General features: G+C 70.9%; 12 protein-coding genes. 2 read left to right on the top strand and 10 right to left on the bottom strand.

All coding sequences use genetic code 11. The annotated features are described in order from the left end of the window. Nucleotides 1-235 precede the first annotated feature (235 nt). From ACIQUR_RS33270 to ACIQUR_RS33285, 4 genes are read right to left on the bottom strand one after another with little or no spacing between them, the layout of a single operon-like run. Nucleotides 236-895: an O-methyltransferase gene (locus ACIQUR_RS33270; RefSeq protein ID WP_403672717.1), complete on the bottom strand. Its 660-nt coding sequence runs from the start codon at nt 893-895 to the stop codon at nt 236-238. Nucleotides 896-900: 5 nt separating this feature from the next. Further along, nucleotides 901-1,725: an HAD family hydrolase gene (locus ACIQUR_RS33275; protein ID WP_403672720.1), complete on the bottom strand. Its 825-nt coding sequence runs from the start codon at nt 1,723-1,725 to the stop codon at nt 901-903. Continuing rightward, nucleotides 1,722-4,391, bottom strand: a complete 2,670-nt coding sequence (locus ACIQUR_RS33280; RefSeq protein ID WP_403672722.1) for a phosphoribosyltransferase — start codon at nt 4,389-4,391, stop codon at nt 1,722-1,724. Before ACIQUR_RS33280 ends, ACIQUR_RS33275 begins: the two co-directional genes overlap by 4 nt. Before the next feature lie 4 nt (nt 4,392-4,395). Next, nucleotides 4,396-5,559: an HpcH/HpaI aldolase/citrate lyase family protein gene (locus ACIQUR_RS33285; protein ID WP_403672725.1), complete on the bottom strand. Its 1,164-nt coding sequence runs from the start codon at nt 5,557-5,559 to the stop codon at nt 4,396-4,398. Nucleotides 5,560-5,745: 186 nt separating this feature from the next. Here ACIQUR_RS33285 and ACIQUR_RS33290 point away from each other — a divergent pair, with 186 nt between their 5' ends. After that, nucleotides 5,746-6,528 (top strand): TerD family protein, encoded by a 783-nt coding sequence (locus ACIQUR_RS33290; RefSeq protein WP_403672728.1) that lies wholly within the window; start codon nt 5,746-5,748, stop codon nt 6,526-6,528. Nucleotides 6,529-6,554: 26 nt separating this feature from the next. Here ACIQUR_RS33290 and ACIQUR_RS33295 read toward each other — a convergent pair whose 3' ends face one another. The 6 genes from ACIQUR_RS33295 to ACIQUR_RS33320 form a co-directional block, all read right to left on the bottom strand. Further along, on the bottom strand, nt 6,555-7,295 hold the full coding sequence (locus ACIQUR_RS33295) for a Tellurium resistance (protein WP_403672730.1): 741 nt from the start codon (nt 7,293-7,295) through the stop codon (nt 6,555-6,557). Between the two features lie 110 nt (nt 7,296-7,405). Beyond that, nucleotides 7,406-8,527 (bottom strand): DUF475 domain-containing protein, encoded by a 1,122-nt coding sequence (locus tag ACIQUR_RS33300; RefSeq protein WP_403672733.1) that lies wholly within the window; start codon nt 8,525-8,527, stop codon nt 7,406-7,408. Between the two features lie 23 nt (nt 8,528-8,550). Then, complete coding sequence (locus tag ACIQUR_RS33305) at nt 8,551-9,126, bottom strand: TerD family protein (RefSeq protein ID WP_399951589.1); 576 nt, start codon at nt 9,124-9,126, stop codon at nt 8,551-8,553. Between the two features lie 99 nt (nt 9,127-9,225). After that, the gene (locus ACIQUR_RS33310; protein WP_403672737.1) at nt 9,226-9,801 is read right to left on the bottom strand and encodes a TerD family protein; all 576 of its coding nucleotides are present in this window, start codon (nt 9,799-9,801) and stop codon (nt 9,226-9,228) included. 141 nt (nt 9,802-9,942) lie between these two features. Next, the gene (locus tag ACIQUR_RS33315) at nt 9,943-10,401 is read right to left on the bottom strand and encodes a peroxiredoxin (RefSeq protein WP_403672740.1); all 459 of its coding nucleotides are present in this window, start codon (nt 10,399-10,401) and stop codon (nt 9,943-9,945) included. 130 nt (nt 10,402-10,531) lie between these two features. Further along, a complete protein-coding gene (locus ACIQUR_RS33320; RefSeq protein WP_399951580.1) occupies nt 10,532-10,960 on the bottom strand; it encodes a DUF3052 domain-containing protein in 429 nt (142 codons plus the stop codon). A 441-nt stretch (nt 10,961-11,401) separates the two neighbouring features. On the opposite strand from ACIQUR_RS33320, the gene aceE reads away from it, so the two are divergent. Continuing rightward, the gene (gene aceE, locus ACIQUR_RS33325) at nt 11,402-14,149 is read left to right on the top strand and encodes a pyruvate dehydrogenase (acetyl-transferring), homodimeric type (protein ID WP_403672744.1); all 2,748 of its coding nucleotides are present in this window, start codon (nt 11,402-11,404) and stop codon (nt 14,147-14,149) included. The last annotated feature ends 70 nt before the right edge of the window (nt 14,150-14,219 follow it).

The raw sequence follows: 14,219 nt of genomic DNA on the forward strand, positions 1-14,219 counted from the left end.
TACCCCCAGCGGTAGCTGGGGGACGTTGGCGACCGACGACAACGCGGCGAGCGCGCGTGCCAGGCCCCGCGAGCCCGGCCTGATCCGAAAGACAGGGCCTAGACCGCGCCCCTTCCGGCTGTGCCGGGCCGTCCCCTCGGGGGACGGCCCCGCCGCCGCTCGGGGGGACGGCCCCGCCGCAGCTCGCGGGGCCCGCACGAATGGCCCCCGCCGGGAGGAACGGTCCCGCGCCGGGTCACTTCTTCCGCGACAGCGTCAGCCCGTCCGAGATGATGGTCAGCACGCTGTCCATCCGCCCGTCCTTCGCCACGTGGTCGTTGAACTGCCGGATGGCCGCCGGAGCCCCCGTCGCCGCCGGGTCGACCACCCGGCCGTGGAAGAGGGTGTTGTCCGCGACGATCAGGCCGCCCGGCCGCATCCGCGGAACCAGCTCCTCCCAGTACGCGACGTAACTCTCCTTGTCCGCGTCCAGGTACGCCAGGTCCACGTGCGGCTCCTCCGGCATCGCCCGCAGCGTCTCCAGGGCCGGCGCTATGCGCAGGTCGATGCGGTCGGCGACGCCCGCCTCCGCCCAGGCCGCGTGGCCCACGGAGGTCCACTCCTCGGAGATGTCGCAGGCGATCAGCCGGCCGTCCGGGGGCAGGGCCTGGGCCATCGACAGCGCCGAGAAGCCGGTGAACGTACCGACCTCGACCACGTGTCTGGCGCCCACCAGCCGCACCAGGAAGGCCAGCAGCGGCCCCTGCTCCTCCGCGGACTGCATGCCCGCGACGCCCGGGAAGCGCTCGTACGTCGTCTCGACCAGCCCCCGCTGCACCGCGTCCAGCGGGGGGTTGTGGTCGAGCACGTAGGCGTACAGCTCTTCGGTGATCTTGGTCGTGTTGCCCTTGGTCATGCCGGTCAGTCTTCCCGGCGAACACCCGCGATACGGCTGAACCGGCGGACGATTTCCTCGCCCGCCACGACACCGGCCAGATCCAGCGCCGTCACGCCCGGCGCCGTCCATCCCGCGTCGGCCAGCTCGCCGTGGCCCGGCCGCCAGCCGGCGTCCGCGGCCAGCAGCAGGTCGGCGTCCAGCAGCGAGTCGCCGGCGGCCAGGGTGCGGGTGGCACCGGTGCGCCGGACCACCTCGCGCATCGCCGCGCTCTTGGTGAGCGGGCGCGGTACGGCGTACACCTTCCGCCCCTGGAGGGACACGGTCCAGCCGCGCGCCCCGGCCCACTCCGTGAGGGCCTTCAGCCACTCCTCGGGCAGCAGCTGCCGCTCGACGACGAGGTACGCGAAGAGGTCCTCCGCCACCCGCTCCTTGCGCAGCCAGGACGGGTGCGAGGTGGCGATCAGGTGGTTGCGCACCTCCTCCAGCGGGGCGCACTCCTCCGCCAGCCGCCGCGCGACCTGCCGCCGCCAGTCCCGGTCCGGTACGCCGTCGACCAGCAGCTGCCCGCCGTTGGCGCAGATCGCGTAGGGCGCGGGGCGGCCGGGGAAGCGGATCCGCTGGTACTGCTTGCGGGTGCGGGTGGTGGTGGGGACGAAGACCACCGACGGGTCGGCGGTGAGCTCGGCGAGCAGCGCCGCCGCGGTCTCCGTCATGAAGGAGAGCGGCTTGCTCTCGTGCACCTCGACGCAGAGCAGCCGGGGCGCCAGCGCGTCGGGCATGGTCAGCCCGAGGGCCGCGGTCGAGTAGATGAGCGTGCGGTCGAGGTCGCTCGCGACGAGGACGGTCACTGGGCCGCCACCGCCTTGCCGTCGGCGCCGGTCGCGCCGCGCGTGTACCGCGGGTGGATCAGGCCGACGCAGCTGTACGGCAGGTCGTCGACCTCCTCGACGGGCACCCCGCGCTGTTCGGCGAGCAGCCGTACGTGGCCGAGGTCGGCGCCCGCGCCGCGGCGCGCCAGGATCTTCCAGGGGACCCGCCGCAGCAGGACCCGCGTCGTCTCGCCGACGCCGGGCTTGACCAGGTTCACGTCGTGGATGCCGTACTCCTCACTGATCCGTTCGACGGCCGCCCAGCCCTCCCAGGTGGGGGCCCGGTCCGCCGCCAGCAGCTCCTTGACCTCGGCGTCGACCGCGTCGGCCACCTCGTCGAAGCGGGCGGCCACGGTGTCGACGAAGTCGGCCGAGACGTCGGCCCCGGCCAGCTCCCGGTAGAACTTCGCGCCGTGGAAGTCGTGGGGGCCGACGAGGTCCGCGCGCAGCACGGTACGGGATATGAGTCCGGAAACGGTGGAGTTCAGGCAGGCCGAGGGGATGAGGAAGTCCTCGCGGGTGCCGTAGGTGGCGACGCAGCCGCCCGGGTCGGCGAGCACCACGACGTCCGGGTTGAAGCCGGGGCCCCCTTCCTCCTGCCGGTGGGCCTCCAGGGCGGCGGTGAGTTCGCGGGTGATGGCGCCCTTGCCGGTCCAGCCGTCCACGAAGACCACGTCCGCGGGGTCGTGGTGGGCGGCGAGCCAGCGCAGGGCGTTGGCGTCGATGCCCCGGCCGCGGACGATGGAGACCGCGTAGTGGGGCAGGTCCAGGCCGTGCCGGTGCCGGGCCCAGCGGCGCATCAGGACGCCGACGGGGGTGCCGGCGCGGGCCAGCGAGACGAGGACGGGGCGCGGGGAGCGCTCGGCGAGCACGGTCTCGGTGACCGTGCCGACGGCGCGGGCGACCCGGGCGGCGGAGGCGGTCAGGGCCTGCTGGTACAGCTCCTGGTAGCGCTCGCTCGGCTGGTACTCGACCGGCAGGGACTCGGCGTAGTGCGCGCCGCCCGCCTGGATGGCCTCCTCGCGCTCCTCGGTGGGCGCCTCCAGCCGGACTCCGGAGAGGTCCTGGAGCAGCCAGCCGACGTCCTCGGCGGCGTAGGAGGAGAAGTCTGGGCCTCGGAGAGGCTCGGGCATGATCGGCTCCTGCCGGTCGGATGCGGTCGCGTACGGCGGTACGTACGAGGGGACGACGGCCAGCAGCACCCGGCCCGTGTGCGGGGCGAGTACGGCGGGCAGCCCGTCCGGGGCGTGCAGGGCGGGGGTGTCGCCCGCGGAGTCGACCACGACGACGACGGCGTCGAAGCCGGCTCCGGCGACGTTGTACGCGTACCGGTCGCCGGGGCCGTCGGCCGGCTCGTCGTGGGCCGGGAAGACCAGGCGGGTGCGGATGGCGTAGCCGGGGTCGTCGACGGCCAGCACCGGGGAGCGCGTGGTGGTGGAGAAGCGGACCTCGGCGGCACTGCCGGAACGTTCCAGCTCCCGGGCGAGGGCCAGCGGCGCGTACATCAGCTCCTCGTTGCCGAGGACGAGCACGCGGCCGGGCTCCGGGCCGAGCGCGGCGGCGATCCGGGCGGCCATGCCGGGGAGTGCGTCGGCCAGGGCCGCGCGGTGCGCCGGGGTGAACCCGTGGCGGCCGCCGTCGGGTACGCCGGCGGGCCAGCCGAGGTCGACGCGGAGCGGCGGTACGCCGGAGGACCCGGGGCGCCGCCCCGTACCCCGCTCCTCGGACGCCGGAGCGGCCGGAGCGGCCGGAGGGGACGCGGGGGAAGCGGGAGGGGCGGGGGCGGCGGCGGCCTCGTGGGCCGCCACCAGGGCCTGGCCCTTCTCCAGGACTCCCGGCGGGAGGTGGACCGTGCCGGAGGCGAGGGCGACCAGGTCCACCCGCGCGCCCAGGGAGTCCGCGAAGGCGTCGAGGCGGTCGCGGTCCTCCGGCGAGCGCATGTCGACCAGCGCCACGACGACGTACCGGTCGCGCGGGTGGCGGTCGTGGAGGTCGCGGATGGTGTTCAGCACGGTGTTGCCGGTGGAGAACTCGTCGTCCACCAGCACCAGCGGCCCGGTGCCGGCCAGCAGCTCGGGGTCCTCGGGCAGGAGCAGGTGCGAGGTGGCGTGGGAGTGGGACTCCTCGAACCCTCCCGCGGTGGCCACGCCCGGCACCGGCCGCCGGGTCGAGTGCAGGTACGGGGCGTCGGCGAGCCCGTCGGCCACGGAGTGCCCGAGGCCGGTGGCGGTCTCCGCGTACCCGAGCACGACCGCGCGGGCGGCCCCGTCGGGGCCCAGCAGCTCGCGCACCCGCAGGCCGAGCCGGTAGCCGGCCCGGTGGACCGTCGCGGGCGACTGGGGCACGTGCTTGCCCAGCACGTTGGAGACCAGCAGGTGGGCCCGCTTCGGGTTGCGGCGCAGGGCGAGGCCCAGCAGGTCGCGGAGACCCGCACCGGCCGCACCGGCGGCGTCGCCGGCCGCGCCACCGGCCCCGGCACCACCGGCCGCAGCGGCACCCGCAGCACCGCCGGCACCGGCACCCGCGGCACTGCCACCGGCGGCGCCGGCTCCGGCACCCGCTTCCCGCAGGTCCACGCCCAGCCGTTCGGCCACCCAGGATCCCGACCACACCACGTCGTCGACTCGCCCTTCCGTCGTCTCCACCGGCTCAGCCCGACAGCCCGGCGGTGAGCAGGTCGACGAAGCCGACCTCCTCGCGGGCCACGCCGAAGACCTCGGCGCGCAGCATCGTGCGCTCCGCCCAGGCCCGGTGGGGCTTCACCTCGTTCATCTTGTTCGTGTAGGCGGAGCGCAGCACCCCGCCGCCGCCCCGCTCGGGCCGCAGGATGTCCTGGGCGTCGCTGAACTCCTCGTGCGAGACCACCGAGAGCGCGTGCACGGGGGTGGTGTGCGCGGGGTGGATGCAGGTCTTGCCGAGCAGGCCGTTGGCCCGGTCGAGTTCGATCTCGCGCAGCAGCCCGTCGAGGTCGTGCTCGATCAGGGCGGTGCGCAGTTCCTCCGCCTGTCCGTCGAGGAAGGGGCTGCGGCGCAGCTGGGGCTTGAACTTCCGCTCCTGGTGGCGGAAGTACTCCCAGACCGGGCCGGTGACCGTGAAGCCGGTGCCGTCCGCCCGGGAGAGGACGTTGACCACGTCGGCGATGACGCCGGCGACGATCTGGACGTCGTACGCGGTCATGTCGGGGGTGCGGCGCAGCCCGTAGGCGGAGCAGAAGTCGGTGACGCCCAGGCGCAGTGCGAGGACGCGGTCGCGGTGCCGGTCGACCGTGCGGAAGATCCCGGCGAGCGCCGCGGCCCGGGTCTCCAGGTGGAGCAGCTCGGGCGATTCGAGCACCGGCATGGCGTACAGCCGGCGATCGCATACGGCCTCCGCACGGGTGAGGGCCTCCAGGAAGGCCTCGCCGCGCTCCTCCGTGAACTTCGGGAGTACGAATCCGGCCAAGTGCCGGACGGCCGGTCCGAGCCGGGCGGTGAGGTCCGGGATCTGCTCGGGTACGCGGACCCGGATGAAGAGCAGCGGCACCTCGCCGCCGGCCGCGTCGAGGTCGGCGAACTGGCGGACGAGGTTCTCCTCCGCACCGACGACCTCGCCGTCGCTGATGGAATCCTCCAGGCAGAGCACCATGGAGACCACTCCGCGGGCGGCCTGCTTGCGTACGTCGTCGGCGAGCCGGGGGCGGGTGGCGGGGCTGTAGAGCGTCGCTCCGAGGGCCGCGGCGAGGGTGCGGGCCGGCGACCCGGCGTCGAATTCGACGGGTTCCTGGTGGAAGAGGTCCTTACGGACAGCAGGCGAAACGTGCCCGAAATGACGCATGTGCTTCCCCCGTACTGCCTCGGCGGCCCCTCTGGCGTGGCCGGTAATAGTACGTACGAATGAGTGTCAAGAGTTCCTCAAGCTCATGAAATTCAGGTAACCCCCTTGCACCATGCCCACCCGCCCCCGTGCCCACAAGGGGGGCCGCATTGTCCCGCTCCGCTCCCAGAGGGCAGGATGACGGGCATGACGCACGCGATGCAGAAGGGTTCGAACATCCCCGTGGCCGCCACTGCGGTCCGGGCGGTGCTGCGCTGGACCAGCGGTCCGGAGGTTCCGGACGTCGACGCCTCGGCCCTGGTACTGGGCCCTGACGGCCGTGTGCGCTCGGACGAGGACTTCGTCTTCTACAACCAGCCGCGGCACCCGTCGGGGGCCGTCTGGCGGCTGGGCAAGAAGCGCCTCGGGGAGGCCGTGACGGACGCGGTCCAGGCCGACCTGGCCGCGCTGACCGCCGCGGTCGACCGCGTGCTCGTCGTCGCCTCGGCGGAGGACGTGCCCTTCGAACGGGTCCCGGACCTGCGGATCCTGCTGTACGACGCCGCGCCGAGCGCCGGCGGCGACCCGCTGGCCTACTTCGACGTCCGCCCGGAGACCGGCACCGAGACGGCCATGATCTGCGGCGAGCTGTACCGGCGCGGGGACGCGTGGAAGTTCCGCGCGCTGGGCGAGGGGTACTCGAACGGTCTGGAGGGCCTGGCCACCGACCACGGCATCTCGGTCGACGAGAACGCCGAGATGCCCGGTGCCGAGGCCGCCGTGGAGCAGGCGACGCAGGCCATGCGCCCGACGCCCGCCACCGCCACGCCCGCCCCGGCCCCGGAGACCCAGGCCCCGCCGGCCACCCCGCCCGCGTACGGCTATCCGCAGCCGGTCTCTGCCCCGCCGGTGCCCGTGCCGGTGCCGGGCCCGGGCGGCGACCCGGACTTCCGGCTGCCGCCGCAGGGCCCGCAGTTCCTGCGGCGCTGAGCGCCGGGGAGCCTCCGGGGTGCGGCTCAGGTCTTGCTCGTCTTGTAGCCGCGCCCCCATTGCAGTCCCCATCCGTAGAGCCGGTCGAGCTCGGCCTGGAAGCCGTACACGAACTTCACCTCACGGCGCACGATCAGCTCGCCCTTGACGTTCTCCAGGGACACCACGGCGCAGGACCGCGCCTGGGGGTGCCGCTCGTCGAGGGCGATCTCGATCCGGGGTCCGGTGACCGGGTAGAGGGTGACCAGGGCGTGGGTGCGGTCGAAGGCCGGCGTCTGGTCGTAGATGTAGACGAAGACCAGCAGGCGCTTGATCGACTCCCAGTGGTCGAGGTTGACGAAGAGGGTCTCGCCCGAGGGGGCGCCGAACCGGTCGTCGCCGCTGAGCTTCACGTACGGCGGGCTGTTGATGTCGCCGAGGAAGTTCCCCAGGGGCTGTACGACGCCCCGGCTGCCGTCGGTGAGCTCGTACAGGCAGCCGATGTCGAGGTCGACGTTGACCATGCCCTGCGTGTGGGCCTGCACGATCTCGGGCTTGAAGAGCTTGAAGGGGTGGCGCAGGAGCTGGCCGCTCTGGCCGGACCGGCCGCCGATGTCGGAGGTCCGCATCCGCCAGGAGAGGTTGACCCGCAGGTTGCCGTTGACGGCGCCCTGCTTGGTGAGCGACACCGTCGGATGTCGCCTGGTCAGCTCGATCGCGTTCGACGATGCGCTGCCGGACTGGAACTGCGCCGCCCGGCCGCCCCTCAGCCCGTCGAAGAACCCCATCTCCCCCACAACTCCCCAGGTCGTCCGTGCTCGGGCAAGACCGCGGGGCGGCCGAAGGGTCCGTACCCTCCCGGCCGCCCCGCGTAGAGCGTTCCGCAATCACCGCCGGGTCACACCCCGGAGGCGACCTCCGCCTTGTCGTCGGACCCCAGCCGCTTGTTGCGGACGACGGAGGACCAGAAGGAGGCGGCGATCAGCACCACGCCGATGAGGCCGGTGATGATCTCGCTGATCTCGTGCTCGATGGTGATGAGCAGGATGACGGCCAGCGCGCCGATGGCGTAGTGGGCGCCGTGCTCCAGGTAGACGTAGTCGTCCAGGGTGCCCTGGCGGACCAGGTAGACCGTGAGCGACCGGACGTACATGGCGCCGATGCCGAGGCCGAGCGCCATCCAGAAGATGTGGTTGGTGATGGCGAAGGCGCCGATCACGCCGTCGAAGGAGAAGGAGGCGTCGAGGACCTCCAGGTACAGGAAGAGGAAGAACGCCGCCTTGCCGGCCAGGCCGACCGCGGAGACCTCCTTGCCCGCGGCCTTGGCCTTCTCCTCCTCCTCGTGCTCGCGCTCCTCTTCCTCTTCGAGCTTGTCCTCGAAGTAGGAGGAGAGGCCGCCGACGATGAGGTACGTGATCAGGCCCGCCACACCGGACAGCAGCACGGTCGCCGACTTGTCCGCGTGGCCGGTGCTGGTGTGCGCGTTCGTCGCGAAGGTCATCGCCGTGACCAGCAGGGCGATCAGGGCGACGCAGACCGACAGCATGTCGACCTTGCCGAGCTTGGCGAGGGGACGCTCCAGCCAGGCGAGCCACTTGATGTCCCGGTCCTCGAAGATGAAGTCGAGGAAGATCATCAGCAGGAACATCCCGCCGAAGGCGGCGATCGCCGGGTGGGCGTCGGTGACGAGCGCTTCGTACTGCTCGGGCTGGTCCAGGGCGAGGTTCACGGCCTCGATCGGACCGACCTTCGCACTGATGGCCACGATGGCCACCGGGAAGACCAGGCGCATGCCGAACACGGCGATCAGCACACCGATCGTGAGGAAGATCTTCTGCCAGAAGGCGTTCATCTTCTTCAGGATTCCGGCGTTGACGACCGCGTTGTCGAAGGACAGCGAGATCTCGAGGATCGACAGGATCAGGACGATCCCGAACGCCTCCCACCCCCACTGCCACGCGGCAAAGGCCAGACCGAGCGCCGTGACGGCGAACGACCAGCCGAAGGTTTTCAGAACCACAGGTACCTCATCCAGGCGCGGCTTTACGAAACATTGACCCCGAAGTCTAGAGCGATGCCCCTCAGGCCCGACGCGTACCCCTGGCCCACGGCCCTGAACTTCCACTCGCCGCCGTACCGGTACACCTCGCCGAAGATCATCGCGGTCTCCGAGGAGGCGTCCTCGCTCAGGTCGTAGCGGGCGAGTTCGGCACCGTCGGCGACGTTCACGACGCGGATGAAGGCGTTCGTGACCTGGCCGAAGGTCTGCCGGCGGGCGTCGGCGTCGTGGATCGAGACCGGGAAGACGATCTTGTCGACCTCGGCCGGCACGAGCGTGAGGTCGATGAGGATCGACTCGTCGTCGCCGTCACCCTCGCCGGTGAGGTTGTCGCCGGTGTGTTCGACGGACCCCTCGGGGCTCCTGAGGTTGTTGTAGAAGACGAAGTACGGGTCCCCGAGCACCCGGCCGTTCTGGCACATCAGGGCGCTGGCGTCGAGGTCGAAGTCGGCCCCCGTGGTGGAGCGCGCGTCCCAGCCGAGCCCGATCATCACGCGGGTGAGGTTCGGTGCGGCCTTGGAGAGGGAGACGTTGCCCCCCTTGGCGAGTGTGACGCCCATGTTCGTGGTCCTCCCCGGACGGTGTGGTGGCAAAGCCGGTCCGGCGCCGCACACACGGGGTGCGCGGCGCCGGACCGGTTACTGCTGCTGCTCGGCGGCTCAGACGTTGACGCCGAAGTCCTGCGCGATGCCCCGGAGACCGGAGGCGTAGCCCTGGCCGATGGCGCGGAACTTCCACTCGGCGCCGTTGCGGTACAGCTCGCCGAAGACCATGGCGGTCTCGGTGGAGGCGTCCTCGCTGAGGTCGTAACGGGCGAGCTCCACGTTGTCCGCCTGGTTGACGACGCGGATGAAGGCGTTGCGCACCTGGCCGAAGCTCTGCTGGCGGCTCTCGGCCTCGTAGATCGAGACCGGGAAGACGATGCGGTGCACATCGGCCGGCACGCCGGCCAGGTTCACCTTGATCTGCTCGTCGTCGCCCTCGCCCTCACCGGTGAGGTTGTCACCGGTGTGCTCCACGGAGCCGTCGGGGCTCTTGAGGTTGTTGAAGAAGACGAAGTTCGCGTCGTTGGTGACCTTGCCCTGGTCGTTCGTCAGCAGGGCACTGGCGTCGAGGTCGAAGTCAACCCCGGTGGTGGTGCGAGCGTCCCAGCCCAGGCCGACGATGACCGCCGTCAGGTTGGGGGCGGCCTTGGTCAGCGAGACGTTGCCGCCCTTGCTGAGGCTGACTCCCACGGGTCCTCCATTGGTTTGTGTGGGGCGGTGCCCCGTCGTGCGTTGCTACCGGATCAACGGTTCGATCCTAGTGACGGGTTCCCGTCCGCACCGGATTTTCCCGGGCTGCCGCACCGTCTTTCCCCAGGCTGCCGCGTTGGATCAGAGGCTGTCGAGGGCCTTGACGTACTCGTTCAGGTCGCGGGCGTCGGCCAGGCCGTTGACCACGGTCCAGCGGACGACGCCGTCCTTGTCGATGATGAAGGTGCCGCGGACGGCGCAGCCCTTGTCCTCGGCGAAGACGCCGTACGCCCGGGAGGTCTCGCCGTGCGGCCAGAAGTCGGACAGCAGCGGGTACTCCAGGCCCTCCTGCTCGCCGAAGACGCGCAGCGTGGGGACGGAGTCGTTGGAGACGGCCAGCAGCTGGGTGTCCTCGTTCACGAAGCGCGGCAGCTGGTCGCGCAGCTCGCACAGCTCGGTGGTGCAGACGCCCGTGAAGGCGAACGGGTAGAAGAGCAGGACGACGTTCTTCTCGCCGCGGAAGTCGGAGAGCCGGACGGTGACGCCGTGGTTGTCCTTGAGCTCGAAGTCAGGGGCCTTGTCGCCGGCCTCGATGGCCATCGTCGCTTCCCTTCGGTGGTGCTGTACGGGTGCGGCACAGCCTATGCCCGGCGGCCGGGTGCGGAAAAAACGCGGGACCCCCGCCGACCGGGTGGTCGGCGGGGGTCCCGTCCGCACGTGCGGCGCCGGATCAGCGCTTGCCGGACTTGGCGGCCTTCGGGGTCATCAGGCGGCTGGCGATCCACTCCTTGCCGACGCTGACGCTCTTGGTCTGCGACAGACCCGCGGTGGTCGCGGCCTCGCTGATGTCGCTGGGCTCCACGTAACCGTCGCGTCCGGTCTTGGGCGTCAGCAGCAGGATCAGCGCGCCGTCCTCGACCAGCTCGGTGGCGTCCACCAGCGTGTCGGTCAGGTCGCCGTCCTCGTCGCGGAACCAGAGAAGCACGGCGTCGGCGACGTCGTCGTAGTCCTCGTCGACGAGCTCACCCACGACTCCCTCGACGATCTCGCGGAAGTCGTGATCGACATCATCGTCGTAGCCGATCTCCTGGACCACCTGCTCGGACTGGAAACCCAGCCTGACGGCCTGGTTCTCCGCGTGGTCCGCGGTCGCGCTCACGGGTTGCCTCCTGCTCATGTTCGGTGAATGTCTTCGGCCGCGCGCGTACGCGCAGCATTGGGCGTAGTCCACACGGGACCGGCGGATCGCGCAAGTACCCGGCCGTCGAGACCGTCGAAACGGTGACGATCAGGGTCGTCTCGCCGCAACTCAGGGCACCTCGGCACCGGTCCTTCCGTGATCCGCGCCACATCGTCCAAGGGTATTCGGAATCCCTTGATGACTTTCCTACCCCTTTGAGGGACGAACGGCCTTACGAACCTCGTAAACCTCTTGGGCGTAAGGTTGCGAGATGTCCGGACCATCCCATTGGAAACTCGGCAATCGCCGGAAGATCCCTGGGTTACCTAGCGGTAAAGATGACGTCCCGGACGCGGCGGTAGACGATGGGAGGCGGCCTGAAAACCCAAGGCAAGACTCCCCCGACAGCGAAGGAACAGCGTGGCTTCCGCATCCGATCGCAACCCGATCATCATTGGCGGCCTGCCGAGTCAGGTACCGGACTTCGATCCGGAGGAGACCCGGGAATGGCTCGACTCCCTGGACGCCGCCGTCGACGAGCGGGGCCGTGAGCGTGCCCGCTACCTGATGCTGCGGCTGATCGAGCGGGCCCGCGAGAAGCGCGTGGCCGTGCCCGAGATGCGCAGCACGGACTACGTCAACACCATCGCCACCAAGGACGAGCCGTTCTTCCCGGGCAACGAGGAGATCGAGCGCCGGGTCCTCAACGCCACCCGGTGGAACGCGGCCGTCATGGTCTCCCGCGCCCAGCGCCCCGGCATCGGGGTCGGCGGCCACATCGCCACCTTCGCCTCCTCCGCCTCCCTCTACGACGTGGGCTTCAACCACTTCTTCCGGGGCAAGGACGAGGGCGACGGCGGCGACCAGATCTTCTTCCAGGGCCACGCCTCGCCGGGCATCTACGCCCGCGCCTACCTGCTGGACCGCCTCTCCGAGCAGCAGCTCGACGCGTTCCGCCAGGAGAAGTCGAAGGCCCCGTACGGCCTTTCGAGCTACCCGCACCCGCGTCTGATGCCCGACTTCTGGGAGTTCCCGACCGTCTCGATGGGCCTCGGCCCGCTCGGGGCGATCTACCAGGCCCGGATGAACAGGTACATGGAGGCGCGCGGAATCGCGGACACCTCCAAGTCCCACGTTTGGGCGTATCTCGGTGACGGCGAGATGGACGAGCCCGAGTCGCTCGGCCAGCTCTCGATCGCCGCCCGGGAGGGCCTGGACAACCTGACCTTCGTGGTCAACTGCAACCTCCAGCGCCTCGACGGCCCGGTCCGCGGCAACGGCAAGATCATCCAGGAGCTGGAGTCCCAGTTCCGGGGCGCCGGCTGGAACGTCATCAAGCTGATCTGGGACCGCTCCTGGGACCCGCTGCTGGCCCAGGACCGCGACGGCATCCTGGTCAACAAGATGAACTCCACGCCGGACGGGCAGTTCCAGACGTACGCCACCGAGACCGGCGCGTACATCCGCGAGCACTTCTTCGGCGACGACCACCGGCTGCGCCAGATGGTCGAGAACATGAGCGACCAACAGCTGCTCCACCTGGGCCGCGGCGGCCACGACCACAAGAAGATCTACGCGGCCTACGCGGCGGCCAAGGCGCACAAGGGCCAGCCGACGGTGATCCTCGCGCAGACGGTGAAGGGCTGGACGCTGGGCCCGAACTTCGAGGGCCGCAACGCCACGCACCAGATGAAGAAGCTGACGGTCGACGACCTCAAGCGCTTCCGCGACCGCCTGCACATCCCCGTCACGGACGCGCAGCTGGAGAACGGCGCGCCGCCGTACTACCACCCGGGCCGGAACTCCGAGGAGATCCAGTACATGCACGACCGGCGCCAGGCGCTGGGCGGGTACGTGCCGACCCGGGTCGTGCGGGCCAAGCCGCTGCCGCTGCCGGAGGACAAGACGTACGCGGCGGCCAAGAAGGGCTCCGGCCAGCAGTCCATCGCCACGACCATGGCCTTCGTCCGCATCCTCAAGGACCTGATGCGGGACAAGGAGATCGGCAAGCGGTTCGTGCTGATCGCTCCGGACGAGTACCGGACCTTCGGCATGGACGCGTTCTTCCCGAGCGCCAAGATCTACAACCCGCTGGGCCAGCAGTACGAGGCGGTCGACCGCGACCTGCTGCTCGCGTACAAGGAGTCGCCGACCGGCCAGATGCTGCACGACGGCATCTCGGAGGCGGGCTGCACGGCCTCGCTGATCGCGGCCGGTTCGGCGTACGCGACGCACGGCGAGCCGCTGATCCCGGTGTACGTCTTCTACTCGATGTTCGGTTTCCAGCGCACGGGTGACCAGTTCTGGCAGATGGCCGACCAGCTCTCGCGCGGTTTCGTACTGGGCGCGACCGCCGGCCGTACGACGCTGACCGGTGAAGGCCTCCAGCACGCGGACGGCCACTCCCAGCTGCTCGCCTCGACCAACCCCGGCTGCGTCGCGTACGACCCGGCGTACGGGTACGAGATCGCGCACATCGTCCAGGACGGCCTGCGCCGGATGTACGGCGCGACCGAGGACGGCCTGCCCGGCGAGGACGTCTTCTACTACCTGACCGTCTACAACGAGCCGATCCAGCACCCGGCCGAGCCGGCGGACGTGGACGTGGAGGGCATCCTCAAGGGCGTCCACCGCGTCAGCGCGGGCGAGGCGGGCGCCGTACCGGCGCAGATCCTCGCCTCGGGCGTGGCGGTGCCGTGGGCCCTGGAGGCGCAGCGGATCCTGGCCCAGGAGTGGAACGTCCGGGCCGACGTGTGGTCCGCGACCTCCTGGAACGAGCTGCGCCGCGACGCCGTCGAGGCGGAGGAGCACAACCTGCTCCACCCGGAGGAGGAGCAGCGCGTCCCGTACGTCACCCGCAAGCTGTCCGGCGCGCAGGGGCCGTTCGTGGCGGTCTCGGACTGGATGCGGTCCGTGCCGGACCAGATCGCGCGCTGGGTGCCGGGCCGGTACACCTCGCTGGGCGCGGACGGCTTCGGCTTCGCGGACACCCGCGGCGCGGCCCGCCGGTTCTTCCACATCGACGCGCAGTCGATCGTGCTGGCGGTACTGACGGAGCTGGCCAAGGACGGGGTGATCGACCGCTCGGTGCTGAAGCAGGCGATCGACCGGTACCAGCTGCTGGACGTGTCCGCGGCCGACCCGGGTGCCGCCGGCGGCGACGCGTAGCCGTACGGCGCCGGAGCGCCGGGAGGGGCCGGGACCGCGGTCAGCCGTGGTCCCGGCCCCTCCGGCGCCT

The organism is Streptomyces sp. NPDC101132 (assembly GCF_044759225.1).
In the GTDB taxonomy this organism is placed as follows: domain Bacteria; phylum Actinomycetota; class Actinomycetes; order Streptomycetales; family Streptomycetaceae; genus Streptomyces.

Excerpts from the sequence above, each read along its gene's own strand:
- ACIQUR_RS33290 (WP_403672728.1), top strand. The coding sequence starts at position 5,746 with ATGACGCACGCGATGCAGAAGGGTTCGAACATCCCCGTGGCCGCCACT.
- ACIQUR_RS33270 (WP_403672717.1), bottom strand. The coding sequence starts at position 895 with ATGACCAAGGGCAACACGACCAAGATCACCGAAGAGCTGTACGCCTAC.
- ACIQUR_RS33305 (WP_399951589.1), bottom strand. The coding sequence starts at position 9,126 with ATGGGCGTCACACTCGCCAAGGGGGGCAACGTCTCCCTCTCCAAGGCC.
- ACIQUR_RS33295 (WP_403672730.1), bottom strand. The coding sequence starts at position 7,295 with ATGGGGTTCTTCGACGGGCTGAGGGGCGGCCGGGCGGCGCAGTTCCAG.
- ACIQUR_RS33285 (WP_403672725.1), bottom strand. The coding sequence starts at position 5,559 with ATGCGTCATTTCGGGCACGTTTCGCCTGCTGTCCGTAAGGACCTCTTC.
- ACIQUR_RS33315 (WP_403672740.1), bottom strand. The coding sequence starts at position 10,401 with ATGGCCATCGAGGCCGGCGACAAGGCCCCTGACTTCGAGCTCAAGGAC.